Origin of the sequence: Chitinophaga tropicalis (genome assembly GCF_009758205.1) — a bacterium.
GTDB classification, from domain to species: Bacteria; Bacteroidota; Bacteroidia; order Chitinophagales; family Chitinophagaceae; genus Chitinophaga; species Chitinophaga tropicalis.
Genome location: NZ_WRXN01000001.1, coordinates 1,052,654 through 1,074,181 on the forward strand (window position 1 = coordinate 1,052,654; position 21,528 = coordinate 1,074,181).

Sequence of the window (21,528 nt, forward strand, 5' to 3'; positions counted from 1 at the left end):
TTTATAGTGATAAGAGTTAAAGCCCTGTATAATGAAAAACTCCGCAGTAAAAAACCGGTTTGTATAGGTAGTGTACTGCGGAGTGTATAGAAGATAACTTTTATTATGCTGCGTGCTTAATGCTGCCTGGTGCGGCTTCTTTTTTGCTGTCGCGGAACAGTGCCATGAACAGCAGCCATACTACTACTGCGATACCTGCAGGGATCAGCCATATCATACGCCAGATATTTTCAACCGGGTTGGCTTTGTAGTAATCGGAAATAAAGCCTGCTACCCAGAAACCTATCAGCATACCGACGCCATAAGTAGCGAGGGTAACCAGGCCTTGTGCAGCGCTTTTATATTTTTCTCCTGCCTGTGCATCGGTGTAGATCTGACCGGACACGAAGAAGAAGTCATAGCAGATGCCATGCAGTGCAATACCGAGTAGCAGCATGAAGCTCAGGGTATCTGCATTACCGTAGGCAAAGAGGGTATAGCGTACTGCCCATGCCAGCATACCTACCATAATGGTTTTCTTGAAGCCGAATTTGCTGAAGAAGACTGGCAGCAGCAGGATAAAGGCTGCTTCAGATATTTGTCCGATAGTCATTTTACCGGTAGGATTCTCCAGTCCTGTCTGTTCCAGGAATGGGTGTGCGTTCTGATAGTAGAATGCCAGCGGGATACAGATGAGGATAGAAGAGATGAAGAATATCAGGAAGTTTTTGCTCTTTAACAGGCTTATAGCTTCCAGGCCAAGGATAGAGCCTATGCTGTCTTTCTGGTTCTTGTCTTTTACCGGAGGTGTTTTAGGCAGTGTGAAGCTGAACAGTCCCAGCAGGAGTGAAGCAATACCGGCCATTGCGAAGGTATTTTTCAGCATGCCTGCGCCAATGTTTGCTTCAGAGTCCCATTTGAAGACATAGCTGATGGTCAGGCCGGCGACGATCCAGCCGATGGTTCCCCATACACGGATAGAGGAGAATTCTTTTTCCGGGTTGTTCATCTGACGGAAGGATACAGAGTTCACTAATGCCAGTGTTGGCATGTATCCCACCATATAGCCAAACACATAAGGATAGAATACGCTTACGCTTTCTGCGTTGTACATCTGGTACATCAGGAATGCTCCCAGCAGGTGCAGAACACCAAGTATTCTTTCTGCGTTGAAGTATTTGTCAGCTATCAGACCTACAATGAATGGGGCGATGATAGCGCCGTAAGATTGTGTGGAAAATACACTGGCTGTTTCCAGGCCAGTGGCGTTCAGATTTTTTGCCAGGAAGGTACCTAAAGTAACAAACCATGCTCCCCAAACGAAGAATTCGAGGAACATCATCACGGATAGTTGTATTCGCGTATTTAACTTCATAACGACATTTCAGCTTTATAAACTCTGTAAAAACTTTAACGGCAAAAGATAAGTAAAATCTGATCGAAATTCCAATGGAAATATTTGAGCGGAAGGGTTGGCAGCAGACCCGCCGGGGGGGCAGATCAATTACCGCGTATGGCAGTATGGTAATATTTACATGCAGGGCGCAAGCCGCATTCTCCGCATTTGGGAGTGCGTGCCACGCAGATATAACGGCCATGTAATATCAGCCAGTGATGGGCGATATATACTTTTTCTTCCGGGATATATTTCAGCAGTTGTTTTTCTGTTTGCAGGGGAGTGGTGGCGTTTGTGGTCAGTCCTATGCGGGCTGATACGCGGAATACGTGTGTATCTACAGCCATGTTGGGTTGCTGATGCACTACAGAGGTGATTACGTTGGCTGTTTTACGTCCTACGCCGGGAAGGGTGACCAGTTCGGGTACTGTGGAAGGGATTTCTCCGTTAAAGTTCTCCATTACCATCTGTGCCATTCCGATAAGGTGTTTTGTCTTATTGCCCGGGTAGCTGATGCTGCGTATAAGAGGGAACAGCTCATCATATGTGGCGTGGCTGAGCGCCTCCATATCAGGATATCGTTCAAAGATGGCGGGAGTGGTCATGTTAACCCGTTTATCGGTACATTGGGCCGACAGGATAACTGCCACCAGCAGTTGATAAGGATTGTCGTAGATCAGTTCTGTCTCCGCATTGGGAGCATGTTCTTCGAAATATCTGATAACGAAGGCAAAGCGCTCTTTCTTTGTCATACCTGTAAAGATATGTCAAGAAACAGTAATTACCGCTGACGTATGACAGTGAGGGCTACTTAGCCGGCTGGGCTTTTTTTGCGTAGTCGGATATAGCCTGCAGTGTTTCTGGTCTGGGCGAAAAATGGATAGTATCCAGCGCTTTTCTTGTCTGATTCAGACAAATTTCCTCTTCACGGGATAATTCCGGGTCCTGGTCTGTCATCTTTTGTAGTTTAGTTGCGCTATTGGTTACAGAATATAAGGTAGAGAAAAGGTGTGTAGAATTGCCCATGCAAAATAGTTTTAATACAAATGATTAGTTCCTAATACTATAACGGAGATTGTGCGGAATGTATTGTCAATATTAATTGAAATATTTCGGAAGTAAAAATAAGGGGTATTTATCGGTGCAACAGGGTTTTTTCGGGGAGAAAATGAGGGTGGGATTTCAAAAGCAAAGAAATTCAATAAAATACTGGTCATTCTTTCTCAGTAATAATGAACAGGTCTTCATCATCTTTTTTCATCAGGTATTTTTCCCGGGCGAATTTCTCCAGTTTTTCGGGGCTGGACAGCAGTTCCTGCTGTTCTTTCTTTGTTTTATTGATCTCTTCCTGGAAAAACGTCTTCTGGCCTTCCAGTTTATTTACTTCTGACTGTAGTTCGTATTGGGAGAGAAGGTTCTTACTATCTATAAATGCCAGCCAGATAACGAATGCTACGGCTGATACGAAATATTTATTCCGCACGTACGCTGGCACTTTTATGGACTTTAACCCTGGCATTTCGATAAAGGTAAAAAAAATCCGGGTTTTGAAGTAAATCAAAACCCGGAAAATATGGACCACTAATTAAAATATTCGTCATCAAACATCATTTCCCGAAATTCGACGCACGAAACTCAATTGTGAGTTTTTATCTTTTACCAAATTTAATGGATTTACCGGGATAATAAGCTACGTTATCCAGTTCTTCCTCTATGCGCAGCAACTGGTTGTATTTCGCCATACGGTCAGTACGGGAAGCGGAACCGGTTTTGATCTGGCCGCAGTTCAGGGCTACTGCCAGGTCTGCGATGGTAGTATCTTCAGTTTCGCCGGAGCGGTGGCTCATGATGGAGGTATAACCGGCTTTGTGTGCCATGTTAACTGCATCGATAGTTTCAGTTACAGTACCGATCTGGTTTACTTTGATCAGGATGCTGTTACCGATCTGCTGGTCGATACCGGTTTTCAGGCGTTTAACGTTGGTTACGAACAGGTCGTCACCAACCAGCTGTACGTTAGCACCTACAGCTTCGGTCAGTTTTTTCCAGCCTTCCCAGTCGTCTTCAGCCATACCGTCTTCGATAGAAACGATAGGATATTTTTTGCACCATTCAGCCCAGTAAGCAACCATTTCGTCGCTGCTGATCACTTTACCGGAGCTTTTGTAGAATTTGTAGGTTTTGTCAGCATCGTTGAACATTTCGCTGCTGGCAGCATCCAGGGCGATACCGATCTGTTCGCCTGGTTTGTAACCGGCTGCTTCGATAGCCTGCAGTACAGTTTCGATAGCTTCTTCGTTGCTCTGGATCTCAGGAGCGAAGCCGCCTTCGTCACCTACGTTGGTGCTGTAACCTTTCTTTTTCAGCACGGATTTCAGGTGGTGGAATACTTCCACGCCCCAGCGCAGGCCTTCAGAGAAGGTGGGAGCGCCTACAGGAACGATCATAAACTCCTGGAAATCAATTTTGTTGTCAGCGTGAACGCCACCGTTGATGATGTTCATTAAAGGAACGGGCAGGGTGGTAGCGTTTACGCCGCCCAGGTAGCGGTACAGGGGCAGGTTAGCTTCGTCTGCAGCAGCTTTTGCAACAGCCATACTAACAGCCAGGGTAGCGTTAGCGCCCAGTTTGCCTTTATTTTCGGTACCATCCAGTTCAATCAGGTATTTGTCGATACCGGCCTGGTCTTTTACGTCCCAGCCAATCAGTTCTTCTGCTATGATATCGTTCACGTTGTTTACAGCCTGGATCACGCCTTTACCCATGTATACGGATTTGTCGTTGTCACGCAGCTCAACAGCTTCGTGCTTACCCGTAGAAGCGCCGGATGGTACGGCTGCACGGCCAAAGTGACCGTCTTCTGTGGTTACATCTACCTCTACAGTAGGATTGCCGCGGCTATCAAGGATTTGCCTTGCATGAATTGCTGAAATGGTACTCATTGTTGTTTAGTTGTTTTAAATTTTTAGTCCACCGTTCACGGACAGGGTCTGTGAACTATCTTTAATTATTCTGCTGGCTGTTTCGTCAGTTCTCTGAAGATACTCTCCAGGCTTTGCGAATTGCTTTGCAAAGAAAGTATGTTCCGGTTACTTATCAAAGCAAATTGTAACAGGTTTTTCCGTACCTCTTCCAGATTGCCGGCAAATAGCTGCCAGGTCCGGGCGTCCTGTTGTTTTACCCTTGTGACACCGGTCAGTTGCTGCAATTCTTCTGTTGAAGGGAGTGGTTCTCCGAAAGATACCTGTATATAACCGTTTTCTGTACCACCTTGTTGCAGGTGCTCCAGGGAATCGTCTGCTATGATATTACCTTTGTTGATAATGATGACCCTGCTGCACATGGCTTCTACTTCCTGCATGATATGGGTGCTGAGCACTACTGTCTTATCACGTCCGAGATCACTGATCAGCTTACGGATATCTGCCAGCTGATTGGGGTCCAGGCCGGAAGTAGGTTCGTCCAGGATCAGCACTTCGGGGTTATGCAGCAGTGCCTGGGCAAGTCCTACGCGTTGTTTGTACCCTTTGGAAAGGGCGCCTATCTTTTTTTTACTTTCCGGCTGCAGGCCGGTCATACCGATAACCTCTGATATCCGGTGTTCAGTATTCCTGCCAAGCTGGTGCACCTGGGCTATAAAGCCAAGGAATTCCCTGACGTACATGTCAAAGTAGAGGGGATTGGCTTCCGGCAGGTATCCTACCCGCCGGCGTACTTCCATTGGCTGTGCAGCTACGTCAAAGCCGCATACGGTGGCCTGTCCGCCGCTGGGCGGCAGATAACCGGTGATCATCTTCATGGTGGTGCTCTTGCCGGCTCCGTTTGGTCCGAGGAAGCCTACAACCTCGCCCTTATTCAGTGAAAAGGAAATATCATTGACTGCTCGCTGCTCCCCGTATACCTTACTTAACTGTGTAACTGTAATTGACATTAGGTTTTCCGCTTTGGCGGGGCTAAAGTACGGAATCCTTCAGACAGTAAAAGGAGTATTAACACAAGTTTTATTTAAAAATTCCGGTATAATATATAATTTTAAATATATTCACAAATCTTAACCTGACATTAAACTAGGGGGAATCCAGGCATAACCTGTTATCAGATGCAATCGAATTTTATAATTATATTTATACACCTATAGAGCGAGATTGCTGATACATATTAAGTTGTTAATCATTAACCAACAATAATTTATAAACCCTGACAAATTTTAGATCTAAATGGCAATTAATTTACAGAAGGGACAAAAAATAGACATCGGTCTTTCCAATATCAGCGTGGGTCTGGGCTGGAATCCGAATGAAGGGACTGGCAATGATTTTGATCTGGACGCATCTGCGTTCATGATCAATGATGGCAGGTTAATTCCTGCAGAGGGCTATTTTGTGTTTTATGGCAACACCACTTCACCTGACGGCGCGCTGCATCATACCGGGGATGATCCTACAGGCGGCAACAGTGCAGATGGTGATGATGAAACGATCAAGGTGGATCTTTCAAAAGTACAATCAGACATCAAGGAGATACTGTTTGTTGTAACCATTCATGATGCCGGAGGCAGAAGGCAGAACTTTGGCCAGGTAAGAAATTCGTATATCCGTATTGTTAACGATGCCAACGGTGAGGAGATTGCCAAATATGAGCTGGGAGAAGACTTCTCAGTAGAAACCGGTGTTGAATTTGGCCGCCTGTACTCACGTGACGGCAAATGGCGTTTCGAGGCTTCCGGTATCGGATACAAGGAAGATCTGGCATTCTTCTTAGGTAAATACTATAAAGGACAGATCATCAAATAAACTGCTCCATATAACCTATTCTATACATCATCATTGAAATAAATCTTATGGCAATCAATTTAGTTAAGGGACAAACCATTGACCTCCGTAAAAATGATAAAGGAGAAAGCTTCGACCTTTCAACTGTAACTATTGGTCTTGGTTGGGATATCCGAAAAAAAAGCGGTGGCTTTTTCGGAAAGCTGCTGGGCAGCAAAGAGGAAGAGTTTGACCTGGATGCTATTGCATTCCTGCTGGACAGCAATGGCAAGGTAGCAGACCTCGGCAAGACCGTACAGACAAATGATGGCCGTAACCTCAGCCTTTACCAGGGAGATGTGATCTTCTTCAACAGTATGAGGCATCCTTCAGGCAACATCTGGCTGACAGGCGATAACCGTACCGGCGCCGGCGATGGCGATGACGAACAGATCATTGTGAAGCTGGACAGCCTGGATGCGAAATATGATAAGATCCTTTTCATCGTATCTATCTACCAGGGCCGTCAGAATAACCAGCACTTCGGTGGTGTGGAAAATGCGTTCATCCGTGCGGTAGACAACAAAGGAAAAGAGATCGCGAAATTCAACCTCTCCGGAGAGGCTGCATACAACAATATGTGCTCTATGGTATTTGCTGAAGTATACCGTAAAGACGGCTCCTGGAAGTTCAGGGCGCTGGGAGATCCAAAACCGAGCGACAGCTTCGTGGAGATACTGAGAAGCTACGTTTATTAATTCACCCCATTTCATAAGTCATTCATGAGAAGATTACCGGTTTACTTAGTGTTGGATACGTCAGGCTCTATGAGCGGCGAGCCCATAGAAGCAGTAAAAAATGGTGTGCAGGTGCTGATATCAACCTTAAGACAGGACCCGTATGCATTGGAAACAGCATTTATCAGTCTGATCACCTTTGACAGTGATGCGCGCCAGCTGGTGCCTCTCACTGATCTTTCCTCGTTCCAGATGCCGGAAATTAAAGCCGCCGGAGGTACTTCTTTCGGTGCGGCTTTACAACTGGTGGCAGACAGTATAAGCAGGGAAGTGGCCAAGTCTACCCCGGATGTGAAGGGCGACTGGAAACCCCTGGTGTTCCTGATGACAGACGGTATTCCAACCGATCAGTGGCAGAGTGGCCTGAATGCTTTTCAAAACAGTAAGATAGGTATCACCGTAGCATGTGCCGCCGGTAGCGGCGCTGATGTGAGCCTGCTGAAACAGATCACAAACACCGTTGTTGCACTCGATACTGCAGATGCAGCTACTATCAAAGCATTCTTTAAATGGGTGTCTGCTTCCGTAAGCACAGGCAGCCAGAAAATTGAAAGCGGCGGTAAAGAAGTAGCCGGATTGAACGAACTGCCACCACCGCCACCGGAGGTGAACATCGTAGTGTAACATGGAAGGTATAAGGCATGTGTCGTTTGACCTGTGGATGACGCTTATCCGTTCACACCCGTCTTTTAAAGAGAAACGGGCAGACCTGTTCCGGTCTTTCTTCCGCCTGGAAAGCTATCCTGCAGAAAGAGTGGCCGCTGTATTCAGGGAAACGGACCTGCTGGTTAACAGTATGAATGAAATAACAGGACGTAACGTACATACATTCGAGATGTACCTGTTATGCCTTCACCTGCTGGGTGCAGATATTAAAAAAGTGGAAACGGACAGGCTGGAAGAATTTTACAGCCTGTCCGAATCTCTTTTTTTCAGCTATGCCCCGCTGCCGCTTTACGCAGACCTGACGGCGTTGTTTACCATGATGAGGGCGCAGGGAATAACCCTTGGCCTGCTCAGTAATACAGGGTTCATTCAAGGGCGTACATTGCGCAGGCTGATGAACGGATTGGGATGGGACACCCACTTTTCTTTTCAATTGTATTCTGACGAGACCGGATATTCCAAACCGGATGAACAAATGTTCCGGAGAGTAATGGAACAGGCCTCGGGGTTGCATCAGAACCTTATGCCCACACAGATATGGCACCTGGGAGATAACAGCGTGGCAGATGTGGAGGGCGCCCTCAGGGCAGGTTTTCAGGCAACGCTCACAGATATTGTTAATAACCCCTTAAACAAGTTGTTGAATGAAAGATGTATTTGCCTTACATAGCATTGTGGACGCCGACAGCTTCCCGTTTGACCCGGCTGCATACAGCAGGTTCAAATTCGGGGACTGTGATGCCGCAGATACATTCGGTGCAGCACTGGCTACAGGTTTCATTACTGCCTATGGTGAACAGTTACTGAGCAGGGAACAACTGGTAATACTGCCCAGTCCTTATACCAGCATTCCTACTGCTTCTTATTACATGACGCTTGCCTTTGCAAAAACGCTGAACCGTTACCTGTGTATTCATGACTGTAAACCTGTGGAGTATGCTAAAATACACCGCTACAAAACTTACAGCATAGATTACGGAGCATTGGACATGCAAAGCAGGCAGGCGCTTATTATCAACGACAGATATCATCTTGACAGGGAATTCCTGCTGGGGAAAACACTGATCTGTACAGATGATATACGTATTACCGGCAGCCATGAGCTAATCATCCGCAACCTGCTGAAAAGGTTTGAACTGGATAACGAAGCTTATTTTCTTTATTATGCACAACTGCAGAATAAAGAGATACATCCCAACATAGAGAACAAGCTGAATTACCATAGCGTACACTCGCTCCGCCACCTGGAAGCGGTATTGTGCGCACCATCATTCCGCTTTAATACGCGGGTAGTGAAATACCTGCTGAATGCGCCGGCGGAAGAGTATGAACAACTGCTGCTGAGGCAAACGCCTGCTTTCCTTGAAGAGCTGGCAGACAATATGATCAGCAACGGTTATCATCAGATGGAAGAATACAGGCGTAACGCAAACTTTTTATTAGATCATCTTCAAAAAATCATACCATCATGGCAATCAATCTGCAAAAAGGAGAAAGAGCCAATCTTGAAATACCAAAATTCACTATTGGCTTAGGTTGGGACGTGAACGAATCGCATACCGGAGGCGAGTTTGACCTGGATGCTTCCATATTTATACTGGGAGAGAACAGGAAGATCATTTCTGATGAGTATTTCGTTTTCTACAACAATCTTGAATCGCCTGACAAGGCAGTGAAACACTCCGGAGATAACCGCACCGGCGCAGGTGAAGGGGATGATGAATCCATCCATGTAGACCTGTCTGTGATCAATCCTGCTGTAAAAGAGATCTGCATAGTAGTGACCATTCACGAAGCTGCTGCCAGGAAACAGAACTTTGGCCAGGTACGTAACTCTTTTATCCGCGTGTATGATGCGGCCAAAAATGTGGAGCTGGTGAAGTATGAGCTGGGAGAAGATTTCTCTATTGAAACAGCCGTGGAATTTGGAAGGATCTACAAACGTGATAATCAATGGCGCTTTGAGGCGGTTGGTGTTGGACAGAGCGGCGGACTGGAACAGTTCCTCGGAAAATATGCATAAACTGAACAGGGGGCCGGCGGGCTCCTTCAAAAACTTTTTTATATCATGAGACGACTCCCGGTATACCTGCTGCTGGACACTTCCGGCTCCATGCGGGGTGAACGTATAGAAGCAGTGAAAAACGGCCTGCAGGTATTGGTGTCTAAATTAAGACAGGACCCTTTTGCACTGGAATCAGTATGGATCAGCATTATCACTTTTGACAGGGAAGTAAAGCAGGTGCTGCCGTTAACAGCGCTGGAATCTTTGCAGCTGCCGGAAATTACGACACCGGAATCCGGTCCAACCAATATGGGAGCGGCGCTGGAACTGCTGTGCACTAAACTGGATACAGAAGTAATAAAGGGGAATGATACCCAGAAGGGCGACTGGCGTCCGCTGCTGTTCCTGATGACAGATGGCAAGCCTTCAGACCTGGCGGCTTTCCGTGAAGTTGTGCCTAAGATCAAGGGTAAGAACCTGGCAGGGCTGATAGCCTGTGCTGCCGGAGCAGAAGCGCAGGACAGCTTCCTGAAGGAGCTGACTGATACTGTTGTGCATCTTGATACGGCAGACAGTTCTACGCTGATGTCATTCTTTAAATGGGTATCAGCTTCCATCGGCACCGGCAACAAGAGTGTTGGCACCACGGAAGAGATACAGCTGCCGCCACCACCGGCAGAGGTGCACGTGATCATTTAACAATCATTCCTATATACTATCAACATTATATGTCGCTATTCTATTTTCTCATTCATCTTGCTATTAACATCCTGATAGTCGGGCTGTTCCTGTATTCCAAACTGCTGCCTTACCAGGACCGTCTGACAGGGCAATACAGGCAGACGTTCAATTTCTTCAGCAGCATCTTCAAACCTGTGCTCAGCCTGTTTAGCGGTATCAAGCCGTTCCAGGTGGGAACGGGGCTTGCTGTGGATATGACACAGATCTTATTACTGATCATTTTACTGGTGCTTAATTACTTTTACTAATGAGAAGACTTCCCATATACTTCCTCATAGATGTTTCCGAATCTATGGTAGGAGAACAGATCCAATATGTTGAAGAGGGGCTGGCCACTATCATCAAGGAGCTGAAATCAGATCCTTATGCCCTGGAAACAGCCTGGATCTCCATCCTTGTATTTGCCGGACAGGCAAAGACCATTGTGCCATTGCAGGAGGTGATCAGTTTCTATCCGCCAAAGTTCCCCATAGGAGGCGGAACATCTCTGAGCAAGGGATTAGGGCATCTCATGTTTGAACTGAGAAGAAATATAGTAACTACTACGGCTACACAGAAAGGAGACTGGAAACCGATCGTTTTCCTCTTTACTGATGGTACGCCTACAGATGATACCAGCGCTGCTATCAATGAATGGAAGCAGAACTGGAAGAATAAAGCCAACCTCATTGCCGTTTCCTTCGGAGACGAAAATAACCTGGGAGTGCTGAAAGAACTGACAGACACTGTGCTGCTGTTCAAGAATACAACGCCGCAGGCGTACAAGGAATTTTTCAGATGGATCACTGCTTCCATCAAATCCAGCAGCGTCAGTGTGAGCAACAACGGCGCTGATATGGAACTGGCAAAGCTCAGTGATGACGCTATCCTGGAGAAGGTGAACCTGGATAAGATACCGCCACCAAAGTCAGGTTATGTAGACATGAACTTTGCCATCTTCTCAGCACAATGTCAGCAGACAAAGAAGCCTTACCTGATAAAATATAAAAAAGCATTACGTCCTGTCAACATCAGCGGGATGACCATGCAGTCTATGGGATACCGCCTTGTAGGTGCATTTCCGGTGGATAATGCGTATTTTGAACTTTCGGCCGAAGGAGGCATGCCTTCCAGCAAGGTAGGTTCAGATGAGCTGGATGGTTTTCCTACCTGTCCCTGTTGCGGTAACCAGTATGGTTTTGCGTTGTGCGGATGTGGTAAAGTGCATTGTGTGGGAACAGAGGATGAAAGCACATGTCCCAGCTGTAATACCAAGGGTAGGTATGGCTCTGGCGGTGGTACGCTGAACATAGACAGAACGCAGGGATAATGGGCATGAAGAAACCGCATGAATATATTGAAGCGTTGCTGACCCATAAGTGGGAACCTGTGCCGGGCAGGCAGCGTTCCCTGTTCGACGCTTTTGTTGAAGAAGAGCATATCCGCCAGGCCGTAGAACAGATTTATCATTCACAAACGATTATAGTGGAATCCTGGAAAGAAAGATCATTGATTGATGATATACTGCAAAAGCATATTGTGTTGCCAAACGGCAAGGTGAATAAACCGTACCAGTTCCGTCTTGACAAAGACGCACTGGGCCTGCAGGAATTAGGAGATTATGAATGGGGCATCCCTGAAGGGCTGGGCATTGCTTACGATGAAAGTACCGGTACTCTTTCAGGAACGCCGCAGGTGCAGGGAGAACATCAGCTTACCCTGCTGTTCCGGTTGAATATGCACGCGGCAGACAAGCCTTTTACGGAGAAGAAGGTCCACCTGGTAGTGAACCCCGATCCTAAATCATTGTGGCAGAATCTGCCGTCTGATGAGACGGATAAATACTGGCAGCCGGACCAGGCGGCGCTGACGCTGCCTTTCGGCAATAAAAAGCTGGTGATTGCTTCCAAACGTGGCCGCAGTCATGCCCATGAAGGGAAGTTCAGGGATGATAGCTTCGGAGGCTTTTTTGACGAGGAGAAGGGTTGGGGCATTATAGCGGTGGCAGATGGCGCAGGATCAGCAAAATACAGCCGTAAAGGGGCCAATATTGCCTGCAGCGCGGCGGTAGACAGCTTTAAGGAATTGCTGGCGGGAGAAAAACTGGCAGCCCTGGAAGAGACCATTAAGGGATATCTTGCCAGCCAGGATGAAGAGAACCAGAAAAAAGTAAGCGCCCAGTTCATAGAACAGCTTGGGAAACTGGCTTTTTCTGCCCAGGGCAGGATCAGGCAGGAGGCTCAGGAAAATGGCACAGACATAAAAGATTTTGCAACTACGCTTATTTTTGCGCTGGTAAAGAAATATGCAGAGGGGTATGTGATCAGTTCGTTCTGGGTGGGAGATGGGGGCATAGGTATTTACCAGGCGGCCTCCGGTGAGGCTATTGTACTGGGTACACCAGACAGCGGCGAATTTGCCGGCCAGACCCGCTTCCTGACCATGGCAGATATTTTTGCCAACAGCGCTTATGTAAACCGTATCCGTTTCAAGGTGGTGCCGGATTTTACCGCCCTTATACTGATGACAGACGGTCTTACAGATCCTAAGTTCCAGACGGATGCCAACCTGCAGAAAGCTGAGATCTGGCAACAGCTCTGGAATGACCTGGGAGGAAGCAATGATGACAGCTGCAAGGTAGATTTTAATGCTGCACCGGCGGAAGTACAGAACGCATTGCTGAGCTGGTTGGATTTCTGGTCGCCGGGCAATCACGATGATCGTACCATAGCTATTTTATACTGATCAGTAGACCACATGAGCAACATAATTACAGTAACAGCGCAGGACGGGAAATCCTATCAATATGTGGATAACGGGGACCCGATGCAGGGAGGAATGAAAGATGTGTATTTTTCTCCCGATAAGTCTTACGTGGTGGCATTCTTCAGGGATAAGCAGGACTTCAATTCCAAAGAGCGGCTGCATAACATAGTGAACATCTTCAGGGAAAGGATCTTTAACCAGCCTGGGGGAGATTACTGGAAGAACCTGTTCTGCTGGCCTAATAACATTGTGGAACGCGACGGAAAGACCGGTATTATTGTGCCTGTCTATCAACAGAAATTCTTTTTCACGAAAGGATATAATCCCGGCGCCGCGCAGATGGTATCTATTGTGGGCAAGGAGAAAGAAGGCCGCTGGTTTGCTTCACCGCAGTTCAGGAGCCGGCAGTTTAAGCTGCACCTGGATGAAAGCGAGCTGGGAGACTGGTTCAAATTCTTCCTCATTTGTATCAATATTGCCCGTGCTGTGAGGCGTATGCACGCAGCTGGTCTTGCGCATTCCGATCTCTCCTATAAGAACGTACTGATAGATCCGCGTACGGGCAGCGCCGCCATCATTGATATTGACGGGCTGGTAGTGCCCGGCAAATTCCCGCCTGATGTGATAGGTACGCCGGACTTTATTGCGCCGGAGGTAATGGCCACCAAACACCTGGCTAAAGATGATCCCAAAAGGAAGCTGCCCAGCATTGCGACTGACAGGCATGCCCTGGCGGTGATGATCTATATGTACCTGTTGTACCGTCATCCATTGCGCGGAGGTAAGATCAATGATACTGATGCACAGAGGGACGAGGAATTGTCTATGGGTGAGAAAGCGCTTTTCATAGAGCATCCTACAGACAAGTCCAACCGGCCACGGCTGGACCAGGTAAAGGCTACACACCTGCCCTGGGCGGATGTGGATAAGATACCTTATACTGTATGCGGGCCTTATCTGAAAGAGCTGTTTGATAAAGCATTTATTGACGGGCTGCACAATCCTTCCCTTCGCCCAACGGCAGATGAATGGGAACAGGCGCTGGTGAAAACGGTAGATCTGTTACAGCCCTGTCAGAATAAGAGCTGTGATCAGAAATGGTTTGTCTTTGATAACACTACCAGTCCCTGCTGTCCGTTCTGTAATACACCTTACAGGGGGCAGTTGCCGGTACTGAATTTGTACTGGTCAAGAAAGCCTGGCAGCTTTACACCGGAAAATCATCGTTTGATGGTATATCATAACCAGTATCTTTACCCCTGGCATGTGAACCGGAATATTTATCCGAATGAAAGGCTGACAGAGCAGCAGAAGAAACCGGTAGGCTATTTTGTGTTCCATAACAACAAATGGCAGCTGGTAAACCAGACGCTTACATCTCTAAGAGATGTTACGGAGGGAAAAGAGGTGCCTGTTAATAGTATGGTGGAACTGACGGATAACAAACAGTTGTTATTGTCTGCCGAAGAAGGGGGGCGCCTTGTGATCATACAGCTGGTAAGTAATTAAAGTATCAACAAAAACAAGAAAATACAACACAACTATGCAGATCGCTGAAATGTTTCAAGAGATCGTAAACAACCCGATACCCGCGTTGCTGATCGTCGGAAACCTGATTATTATTGAAAGTCTTTTGTCGGTAGACAATGCGGCCGTATTGGCAACCATGGTAATGGACCTGCCTAAGGAACAAAGGAACAAGGCTCTGAAATACGGTATTATCGGCGCCTATGTTTTCCGTGGTATCTGTCTCCTGTTTGCTTCCCTGCTTATCAAGGTATGGTGGCTGAAACCTGTGGGCGGTCTTTATCTCCTGTACCTGACATTTGATTATTTTAAAAAGCAGGCTGCCAAAAAAAGAGCGCTGGTTGCTGAGGATGAAGCAGAAGAAATAGATAAAAGCAAGAACTGGCTGTACAAGTCAACTATTGGCTGGATGGGACAATTCTGGGCTACAGTAGCGCTGGTGGAGCTGATGGACCTTGCATTCTCTATCGATAACGTTTTTGCGGCAGTAGCTTTCAGTGAAAATATTGTGTTGATCTGGACCGGTGTATTTATCGGTATCCTGGCTATGCGTTTTGTAGCGCAGGGCTTTGTAAGATTGATGGAAAAATATCCTTTCCTGGAAACTGCAGCTTTCCTGGTGATAGGTGTACTGGGTATTAAACTGATGCTGGCAGTGTATGAGCATTTCTTCCCGGAGACAGCTACTACAAAATTCCTGGAAAGCCATGAAGCTGACTGGGCTACTTCCATCATAACAGTATCTATCTTCCTGATACCTATTATTACCAGTATACTGTTCAATTTCCCTAAGAAGCATAAAGTAGAAGAGGCGAATGCGGAATAGTATTAAATTGGTTTAAAATTAAAAGGACCGGCTCATTACATGCCGGTCCTTTTGTTTTGAGTCACCCGTGAAAGAGTTATGTTTTAATCGCACTACAAATATCTTGTTATCCGCGAAATGGAATGAAAGAATGCGGCAAAGGGGCCTTTTTCTGCGGTAAATCAATGAATTATTGTTTGAACTGACTGAAGAAGGCTGCTTCGTAGCTGTTCCCGATAGGAATTTCCTGCCCGGCTATCAGGATGGTTTTATTGCGTACCAGTTCTATACGGTCAAATGGTACTATATATGACCGGTGTACGCGGATGAAAGCGCCGGGAGGTAGTTTTTCCAGCAGGGCTTTCATGGTCATCCGCACTATCAGTGGCTGTTGCTGGTGCAGGTGTATTTTGAGATAATCGTCCAGTCCTTCGATGAAAAGAATATCAGCGCTGTTCACCTTAGTTAGCCCGTAATCAACTTTGAACATCAGTGGGGGAATAGCAGCAGCCTGCCGGAGCGCGAACTGTGTCTGTGCTTTTTGTACGGCGGTATGGAAACGTTCGAAAGTGAAGGGTTTCAGCAGATAATCCACTGCATTCAGGTTAAACCCTTCCACTGCATATTCACTATGAGCGGTGGTAAAGATCACCATCAGCGGTTGTGGGAGAGACCTGTACAAGTCTGTGCCTTTAAATGACGGCATATTGATATCCAGGAAGAGGAGATTTACAGGTTCTTTTTTAAGGTATCTGACGGCTTCTTCCGGCTGGTTAAATGTTTTCTGCAGGTGGATGAAATCCACGCGGGCGCAGAAGTTTTCCAGCAGGCGGAGGGCTGGTAGTTCGTCATCAATGGCGATAGTTTCTAAGATCATAACAATTGCAATACTAATGATACTGTAAAACTTCCGGTTTCATCCCTGATATCCAGTATATGTCTGCCGGGATATATAAGCTGCAGGCGGCGCCTGGTATTCTCTATGCCCAATCCTCCTTCTTCCGGGGCGGCAGGCGTGGTTACCTTATTATTGAAAGCAGTGAAATGCAGTTCGTGTCCGGTAATATGAACATTGATGCTGATGTTGGAATTTTCAGCAGCATTGACACCATGTTTAAAAGCATTTTCGACAAAGGATATAAGGATCAGCGGAGGTATCTGTTTGCCTTCTGTTTTCCCGTTCACGGTAAAGGATACGGGGATGCCTGTGCCGAAGCGGAGTTGCTGTAACGCAATGTAGTTATGGATATAGCTGATCTCTTTTTGCAAAGGTACCATCTGCTGGCCGGCATCGCTGAGTACATAGCGCATCATGTCAGAGAGTTCTATTACGGCGGTGGGTGTCTGGTCAGATTTTTCTACGGCAAGGGAATAGATCGTGTTCAGGGTATTGAACAGGAAGTGAGGATTGATCTGTGCTTTCAGGTAAGACAGTTCAGCATTCAGTTTTTCCCGTTCTGTTTGTTTCCAGCGGTCCCTGATCCTGAGGATGAGGGGGAAGAAGAAGATAGCCAGGAAGAGGAATAGCCGGTGACCAACATCCAGTATCAGGTTGTAGTGTGATGAAGGCGGCTGCTGGTAAGGGCCTTCATGGAACCTGCCGGGCGGTGGTGGTGGCGGCTGGTCTTCCCGGGGGATGGGCATCGGGTTATTAGCAGGCCATTGGTAGCGTTGTGGCGGTTGTCCGTCTGTAACGGCAGAAAGCAGTCCTGGTAATATCACGATGGCTACAAAACAGAGGAAGGCAATGAGAAAGAACCCGCCATATTTCCTTTTGAAATAGAAGCTGGGGATGAGCCAGAAGAAATTGAAATAGAAAAAGAGCAGGAGAGCCAGGTATACCAGGAAATCCCTGACAGCGGGAGGGTGTTGCCAGAGATCTGCAAGGTTATGGGCGTCCGGGGAAAAGACGATAGGCAGCGCAAGAAAAGCTGCGCAGCCGGTTATATGTATAAGTAATCTGCTGAATTTCCCCATCATAATGATCTGTCTTGCTATAATGAAATTACGATTTTCGTAACTCCCTGTTTCGTAATCCTTATTTTTGTAAAATGATGAAACGAATATTCGGGTTATGCATCTTATTACCTCAACTGTTACACGCTCAGCTGCCGGAAAAAAAATATCCTCAGGGCTATTTCCGGAATCCAATGAATGTGCCTATCCAGCTGGCCGGTAATTATGGAGAGCTTAGGCCCAACCACTTTCATGCTGGACTGGACATTAAGACCCAGCAACAGGAGAACCTGCCGGTACATGCTGCGGCAGATGGATATGTAAGCCGCATAGGCGTTTCCCATACAGGGTACGGTAATATACTTTACATTACCCATCCCAATGGTTATACTACTACCTACGGCCATCTCAACCGTTTTTTTCCTGCTCTTGAGCAATATGTGAAGCAGCAGCAATATGCCAAAGAAAGCTGGGCCATAGACCTGCAGATACCCCCTGATAAATTTCCTGTTAAGAAAGGAGACTTTGTTGCCTGGAGTGGTAATACAGGCGGCTCTGCTGGTCCGCATGTACACTTTGAGATCCGGAGCACAAAGACTGAGCATCCGCTTAATCCGCTGTTGTTTGGTTTTGACATACCTGATACAAAAGCACCGGAAGTATATCGTATAGCATTTTACGATATGGAGAAAAGCGTTTATGATCAGGCTCCGATCATTCTTCCTGTAAAGAAGGTGAACGGAGAATATGTGACTACGCAACCGGTGGTTAGTTTAAAAGCTTCACAGGTGGGATTGGCGCTGAATGCGGTAGACAGGATGAGTAATGCTCCTAATTCATACGGTATTTATGAAGTGGTGATGTTTGACCGTGATGTACCTAATACCGGTTTCCAGATAGATGATATTGGTTTTGATGAAAGCCGTTATATCAATGCACATACGGACTATAAGACGAAGAAGAGCGGTGGCCCCTGGTTACAGCTGATATTTGCTGTACCGGGCAATAAGCTTAATATCTACAAAGATGTACAGGGGGATGGGGTGATAGATCTTTCTGACGGACAGCTGCACCCGGTAAAGCTGCTGGTGAAGGACGCCTATGGTAATTCCAGCACTGTGAAGCTTTCCCTGCAGCATAAAGGAGAAACAACGCCGGAGCCTGTTTGCGCCAATACTATGTATGCAGAATCCAGCAATATTTTTGAAAATAACCAGGTAGAGTTTTTCCTTGAAGAGAATTCCCTGTATGATCAGATCTGCTTTAACTATGCAGAGCTGCCTGCAGCGGCTGGCGCTTATTCAGCTACCTATAAGCTGCATACGCCGCTGGTGCCTGTACATAACAACTTCTCCCTACATATTAAGCCTAACCGTGAAATTCCGGCAAGGTTAGAGAACAAGATAGTAATGGTGCGCGAGGGGTTGGGTGAAACTGTTGCAGCTGCAAGGAAGGAGAATGGCTGGTATGCGGCTGAGTTCCGGGAACTGGGTAATTTCCGTCTTGTTGCAGATACACTGGCGCCAAAGATCACAGCGTTAGGAGGTGTAAGGAATGGCGCTGTACTTTCGAGGGCTTCCAAGCTATCTTTTGCTTTCAGTGATGCCAGCGGGATCAAGAGTTACCGCGCTGAGCTGGATGGTAAATGGCTGTTGTTTTCCCGTAAGAGTAACGTGATCACTTATACTTTTGATGAGCATTGCCCGAAGGGGAAACATACGCTGAAACTCAGTGTGACGGATATTGCGGGTAATGTTGCAGAGCAGACAATCACTTTTACAAGATAATATGACACATTTGAAAGAAGGAGATAAAGCGCCTGTTTTTAAGGGCGTGGACCAGCACGGGAATAAAGTATTGCTGGCAGATCTGAAAGGGAAGAAGGTGATCCTGTATTTTTATCCAAGAGACAGTACTCCAGGTTGCACAGCGCAGGCCTGTAACCTGAGAGATAATTACGGTGCATTGCTGAATAAAGGATATGCAGTGGTAGGGGTAAGTACAGATGGTGAAAAGAGCCATAAGAAGTTTGCAGACAAATATGATCTGCCTTTCCCTTTACTGGCAGATGAGGACAGGACTATAGTGACGCAGTATGGTGTATGGGGGGAGAAGAAGTTTATGGGGAGGATTTTTGATGGCACTCACCGTACTACTTTCCTGATCAATGAGGCGGGTAAGATAGATAAGATCATCATCAAGCCGGATACGAAGAATCATACAGAAGAGATCCTGGAGATCTGGAAATAATCTGAGAATTACTCCAACTAAAAAGCCCTTCCGTGATTAGCGGAAGGGCTTTCTTTTATGCTCTATAAATTGGCTTATCTCTTCTGACGTTGTTTTTTGAACAGCTGGCCAGTTTTGAATTTGTTACCTTCCGGGCTACCTACGCGGTCCATTGCACAACGGAAACCTACAGTGTTAGTAGCCATATCTTCCTGCATGTAACGGCGGGCGCCTGGTGACAGCCAGTAAGCGCGGTCATTCCAGCTACCACCTTTTACTACGTGAGATTTATCGTTGATCAGGGAAGTGATGCCATAACCGTATTCTACGTTAGAGAGGCTGTCACCATCCAGGTAGTTGATCACATCACCTTTCTGGTAGTTCAGGCGGTTAGCGCTTTCTTCGTCAGTAACATCACGCATTTTCAGGTGACCGAGGCTATCTTTTTCAGGTTCGTTTTCAGCGTTCATGTAGGTGGTCTGGAACTTGTTACCACGGAAGTAGTTGAAGTCATCGCCATCTATCGGGTTGAGCGGACGGTAAACGTCCAGTACCCATTCGCTTACGTTACCTGACATGTTATAGATACCGAATGTGTTCGGGAAGAATGCGATTACCGGGCCAGGGATGGAAGCACGGTCATTCAGACCACCAGCCATACCCATGTTATCACCTGAACCACGTTTGAAGTTAGCCAGGAACTGACCCTGCCATGCACCGCGGCGGATGTCTCTCAGACCGCTGGTGTTGGTACCCCAGGAATAAACCTGTTTGTTCATGATCAACTCTTCACCACGTTTACCTTCTTTCTTGGAAGGGCCGGGGTTCTGACCGATGTAACCGAGTGCAGCGTATTCCCATTCAGCTTCTGTGGGGAGACGATAGTTAGGCAGCATTACGCCGTCTTCGAACTGTGCGGTACGGGGAGAGCCGTCAGCGTTCCTGAACTGGGCTTTGGTACTTTTGGACATATTACCGGGGATACCTTCGTAAAGGCCGGCGGTATATGCTTTGGTATCGAATGTATTATCGTCGGCCTGGTTGTTCATGTCTGTTTTAGACAGCAGACCTTTATCGATCAGCATTTTTTCGTTTACACGGTTGGAGCGCCATTTGGCGTAGTCAACTGCTTGTTTCCAGTTAACACCTACTACCGGATAATCGTTATAGGCGGGGTGACGGAAGTAGTACTCAACCAGTGGCTCGTTGTAAGCCAGTTCGCTACGCCATACCAGGGTATCGGGTAAGGCCTGGCGGAAAACATCGGGGAAGGATTCTCCGTACATACGGCGCAGCCAGTACAGGTATTCGCGGTAATGTACGTTGGCAACTTCCGTTTCATCGATATAGAATGAAGAAACAGTAATACGCCTTGGAATGTTGTTCCAGTCGGCCATCACGTCCTGTTCGGTCGCTCCCATGGCGAAGGTACCGCCTTGCACGAAAACAAGACCGGGACCAGTCTGTTGGTCTTTACTTTTGGCAACGCTGAAACCACCCATCTTCGGATCATTGTAGTTCCAACCGGTGGCGGAGGATTTCTCCTTTTTCTTGCCGAAAACCCCGCCGCCATTCTTGTTGCAGGCAGACATGGACAGCATTATGCTGGCGCCTAAGAGCATTGAGACAGAGGTTAATCTATGCATGCGATTCAGCTTTTTTATTTGATGTTTATGGTAAACGCAAATGTAGCATAATTTATTTTATAGTAAAAATAATTAATCTGTAAGCGTTTGCCGGGTAATTAGACGTATGGTATTTTAAATCAATGATTTAGATTTCAGTGTGTATTCCGGGATACGTATTATGTTAATATTATCTGTATTCCGTTTCCACGGGACTCTCCGGGTATTGTAGCCAGATACGGTTTGATGTGGCATTTCCCGCATAAATATAGGATTTGTTATCCGTTTATTATACTGCAGTCTTAT

At 46.7% G+C, this 21,528-nt stretch carries 23 protein-coding genes; 14 read left to right on the forward strand and 9 right to left on the reverse strand.

The features are described from left to right. Positions 1-103: 103 nt before the first annotated feature. From GO493_RS04495 to gldA, 6 genes are all read right to left on the reverse strand, one after another. Entirely contained in the window at positions 104-1,354 is a 1,251-nt protein-coding gene (locus GO493_RS04495) for a nucleoside permease (protein WP_157304898.1), read from the reverse strand. Positions 1,355-1,479: 125 nt separating this feature from the next. Beyond that, complete coding sequence (nth, locus tag GO493_RS04500) at positions 1,480-2,127, reverse strand: endonuclease III (protein ID WP_157304899.1); 648 nt, start codon at positions 2,125-2,127, stop codon at positions 1,480-1,482. A gap of 55 nt (positions 2,128-2,182) precedes the next feature. After that, positions 2,183-2,401, reverse strand: a complete 219-nt coding sequence (locus GO493_RS04505) for a hypothetical protein (RefSeq protein ID WP_157304900.1) — start codon at positions 2,399-2,401, stop codon at positions 2,183-2,185. Between the two features lie 187 nt (positions 2,402-2,588). After that, positions 2,589-2,858 (reverse strand): FtsB family cell division protein, encoded by a 270-nt coding sequence (locus GO493_RS04510; protein WP_317165402.1) that lies wholly within the window; start codon positions 2,856-2,858, stop codon positions 2,589-2,591. Between the two features lie 166 nt (positions 2,859-3,024). Next, a complete protein-coding gene (gene eno / locus GO493_RS04515; protein ID WP_157304902.1) occupies positions 3,025-4,317 on the reverse strand; it encodes a phosphopyruvate hydratase in 1,293 nt (430 codons plus the stop codon). 65 nt (positions 4,318-4,382) lie between these two features. Further along, complete coding sequence (gene gldA / locus GO493_RS04520; protein WP_157304903.1) at positions 4,383-5,306, reverse strand: gliding motility-associated ABC transporter ATP-binding subunit GldA; 924 nt, start codon at positions 5,304-5,306, stop codon at positions 4,383-4,385. A gap of 286 nt (positions 5,307-5,592) precedes the next feature. Between gldA and GO493_RS04525 the strand changes: the two genes are divergently transcribed. The 12 genes from GO493_RS04525 to GO493_RS04580 are packed head-to-tail and all read left to right on the forward strand — an operon-like array spanning position 5,593 to position 15,433. After that, a complete protein-coding gene (locus GO493_RS04525; protein WP_157304904.1) occupies positions 5,593-6,168 on the forward strand; it encodes a TerD family protein in 576 nt (191 codons plus the stop codon). Positions 6,169-6,215: 47 nt separating this feature from the next. Continuing rightward, positions 6,216-6,884, forward strand: coding sequence for a TerD family protein (locus GO493_RS04530; RefSeq protein WP_157304905.1), 669 nt, complete (start codon positions 6,216-6,218; stop codon positions 6,882-6,884). A gap of 24 nt (positions 6,885-6,908) precedes the next feature. Beyond that, the gene (locus GO493_RS04535; protein ID WP_157304906.1) at positions 6,909-7,547 is read left to right on the forward strand and encodes a vWA domain-containing protein; all 639 of its coding nucleotides are present in this window, start codon (positions 6,909-6,911) and stop codon (positions 7,545-7,547) included. 1 nt (position 7,548) lies between these two features. Continuing rightward, positions 7,549-8,259: an HAD family hydrolase gene (locus GO493_RS04540; protein WP_157304907.1), complete on the forward strand. Its 711-nt coding sequence runs from the start codon at positions 7,549-7,551 to the stop codon at positions 8,257-8,259. Further along, entirely contained in the window at positions 8,234-9,124 is an 891-nt protein-coding gene (locus tag GO493_RS04545; RefSeq protein ID WP_157304908.1) for a phosphoribosyltransferase family protein, read from the forward strand. Before GO493_RS04540 ends, GO493_RS04545 begins: the two co-directional genes overlap by 26 nt. Then, the gene (locus GO493_RS04550; protein WP_157304909.1) at positions 9,058-9,612 is read left to right on the forward strand and encodes a TerD family protein; all 555 of its coding nucleotides are present in this window, start codon (positions 9,058-9,060) and stop codon (positions 9,610-9,612) included. The genes GO493_RS04545 and GO493_RS04550 overlap by 67 nt, the downstream gene beginning before the upstream one ends. Positions 9,613-9,657: 45 nt before the next feature. Further along, the gene (locus GO493_RS04555) at positions 9,658-10,293 is read left to right on the forward strand and encodes a vWA domain-containing protein (RefSeq protein ID WP_157304910.1); all 636 of its coding nucleotides are present in this window, start codon (positions 9,658-9,660) and stop codon (positions 10,291-10,293) included. Between the two features lie 29 nt (positions 10,294-10,322). Beyond that, positions 10,323-10,583: a hypothetical protein gene (locus GO493_RS04560; protein WP_157304911.1), complete on the forward strand. Its 261-nt coding sequence runs from the start codon at positions 10,323-10,325 to the stop codon at positions 10,581-10,583. Continuing rightward, positions 10,583-11,644, forward strand: coding sequence for a TerY-C metal binding domain-containing protein (locus GO493_RS04565; protein WP_157304912.1), 1,062 nt, complete (start codon positions 10,583-10,585; stop codon positions 11,642-11,644). Before GO493_RS04560 ends, GO493_RS04565 begins: the two co-directional genes overlap by 1 nt. 5 nt (positions 11,645-11,649) lie before the next feature. Continuing rightward, positions 11,650-13,059: a PP2C family serine/threonine-protein phosphatase gene (locus GO493_RS04570; protein WP_157304913.1), complete on the forward strand. Its 1,410-nt coding sequence runs from the start codon at positions 11,650-11,652 to the stop codon at positions 13,057-13,059. 12 nt (positions 13,060-13,071) lie between these two features. Beyond that, a complete protein-coding gene (locus GO493_RS04575) occupies positions 13,072-14,589 on the forward strand; it encodes a helix-hairpin-helix domain-containing protein (RefSeq protein ID WP_157304914.1) in 1,518 nt (505 codons plus the stop codon). Positions 14,590-14,623: 34 nt separating this feature from the next. Then, on the forward strand, positions 14,624-15,433 hold the full coding sequence (locus GO493_RS04580) for a TerC family protein (protein ID WP_157304915.1): 810 nt from the start codon (positions 14,624-14,626) through the stop codon (positions 15,431-15,433). Between the two features lie 169 nt (positions 15,434-15,602). Here the strand turns inward: GO493_RS04580 and GO493_RS04585 are convergent, their stop codons facing one another. Together GO493_RS04585 and GO493_RS04590 are read right to left on the reverse strand one after the other, a co-directional pair. Further along, positions 15,603-16,289: a LytR/AlgR family response regulator transcription factor gene (locus GO493_RS04585; protein WP_157304916.1), complete on the reverse strand. Its 687-nt coding sequence runs from the start codon at positions 16,287-16,289 to the stop codon at positions 15,603-15,605. Further along, positions 16,286-17,392, reverse strand: coding sequence for a sensor histidine kinase (locus GO493_RS04590; RefSeq protein ID WP_157304917.1), 1,107 nt, complete (start codon positions 17,390-17,392; stop codon positions 16,286-16,288). The genes GO493_RS04585 and GO493_RS04590 overlap by 4 nt, the downstream gene beginning before the upstream one ends. Before the next feature lie 71 nt (positions 17,393-17,463). Between GO493_RS04590 and GO493_RS04595 the strand changes: the two genes are divergently transcribed. After that, positions 17,464-19,155, forward strand: a complete 1,692-nt coding sequence (locus GO493_RS04595) for a peptidoglycan DD-metalloendopeptidase family protein (RefSeq protein ID WP_157304918.1) — start codon at positions 17,464-17,466, stop codon at positions 19,153-19,155. Between the two features lies 1 nt (position 19,156). Continuing rightward, positions 19,157-19,618, forward strand: a complete 462-nt coding sequence (bcp, locus tag GO493_RS04600; RefSeq protein WP_157304919.1) for a thioredoxin-dependent thiol peroxidase — start codon at positions 19,157-19,159, stop codon at positions 19,616-19,618. A gap of 74 nt (positions 19,619-19,692) precedes the next feature. On the opposite strand, the gene GO493_RS04605 is transcribed toward bcp, so the two are convergent. Next, positions 19,693-21,243, reverse strand: coding sequence for an SUMF1/EgtB/PvdO family nonheme iron enzyme (locus GO493_RS04605; RefSeq protein WP_157304920.1), 1,551 nt, complete (start codon positions 21,241-21,243; stop codon positions 19,693-19,695). Positions 21,244-21,528: the final 285 nt, after the last annotated feature.

Bases quoted from the DNA above. Each gene is read 5' to 3' on its own strand.
- GO493_RS04560 (WP_157304911.1), top strand. From the start codon at position 10,323: ATGTCGCTATTCTATTTTCTCATTCATCTTGCTATTAACATCCTGATA.
- GO493_RS04535 (WP_157304906.1), top strand. From the start codon at position 6,909: ATGAGAAGATTACCGGTTTACTTAGTGTTGGATACGTCAGGCTCTATG.
- GO493_RS04555 (WP_157304910.1), top strand. From the start codon at position 9,658: ATGAGACGACTCCCGGTATACCTGCTGCTGGACACTTCCGGCTCCATG.
- GO493_RS04595 (WP_157304918.1), top strand. From the start codon at position 17,464: ATGATGAAACGAATATTCGGGTTATGCATCTTATTACCTCAACTGTTA.
- GO493_RS04605 (WP_157304920.1), bottom strand. From the start codon at position 21,243: ATGCATAGATTAACCTCTGTCTCAATGCTCTTAGGCGCCAGCATAATG.
- GO493_RS04565 (WP_157304912.1), top strand. From the start codon at position 10,583: ATGAGAAGACTTCCCATATACTTCCTCATAGATGTTTCCGAATCTATG.
- GO493_RS04545 (WP_157304908.1), top strand. From the start codon at position 8,234: ATGAAAGATGTATTTGCCTTACATAGCATTGTGGACGCCGACAGCTTC.
- GO493_RS04505 (WP_157304900.1), bottom strand. From the start codon at position 2,401: ATGGGCAATTCTACACACCTTTTCTCTACCTTATATTCTGTAACCAAT.
- GO493_RS04495 (WP_157304898.1), bottom strand. From the start codon at position 1,354: ATGAAGTTAAATACGCGAATACAACTATCCGTGATGATGTTCCTCGAA.
- GO493_RS04530 (WP_157304905.1), top strand. From the start codon at position 6,216: ATGGCAATCAATTTAGTTAAGGGACAAACCATTGACCTCCGTAAAAAT.
- GO493_RS04570 (WP_157304913.1), top strand. From the start codon at position 11,650: ATGAAGAAACCGCATGAATATATTGAAGCGTTGCTGACCCATAAGTGG.
- nth (WP_157304899.1), bottom strand. From the start codon at position 2,127: ATGACAAAGAAAGAGCGCTTTGCCTTCGTTATCAGATATTTCGAAGAA.
- GO493_RS04540 (WP_157304907.1), top strand. From the start codon at position 7,549: ATGGAAGGTATAAGGCATGTGTCGTTTGACCTGTGGATGACGCTTATC.
- GO493_RS04575 (WP_157304914.1), top strand. From the start codon at position 13,072: ATGAGCAACATAATTACAGTAACAGCGCAGGACGGGAAATCCTATCAA.
- GO493_RS04525 (WP_157304904.1), top strand. From the start codon at position 5,593: ATGGCAATTAATTTACAGAAGGGACAAAAAATAGACATCGGTCTTTCC.
- gldA (WP_157304903.1), bottom strand. From the start codon at position 5,306: ATGTCAATTACAGTTACACAGTTAAGTAAGGTATACGGGGAGCAGCGA.
- GO493_RS04550 (WP_157304909.1), top strand. From the start codon at position 9,058: ATGGCAATCAATCTGCAAAAAGGAGAAAGAGCCAATCTTGAAATACCA.
- GO493_RS04590 (WP_157304917.1), bottom strand. From the start codon at position 17,392: ATGATGGGGAAATTCAGCAGATTACTTATACATATAACCGGCTGCGCA.
- eno (WP_157304902.1), bottom strand. From the start codon at position 4,317: ATGAGTACCATTTCAGCAATTCATGCAAGGCAAATCCTTGATAGCCGC.
- GO493_RS04585 (WP_157304916.1), bottom strand. From the start codon at position 16,289: ATGATCTTAGAAACTATCGCCATTGATGACGAACTACCAGCCCTCCGC.
- bcp (WP_157304919.1), top strand. From the start codon at position 19,157: ATGACACATTTGAAAGAAGGAGATAAAGCGCCTGTTTTTAAGGGCGTG.
- GO493_RS04580 (WP_157304915.1), top strand. From the start codon at position 14,624: ATGCAGATCGCTGAAATGTTTCAAGAGATCGTAAACAACCCGATACCC.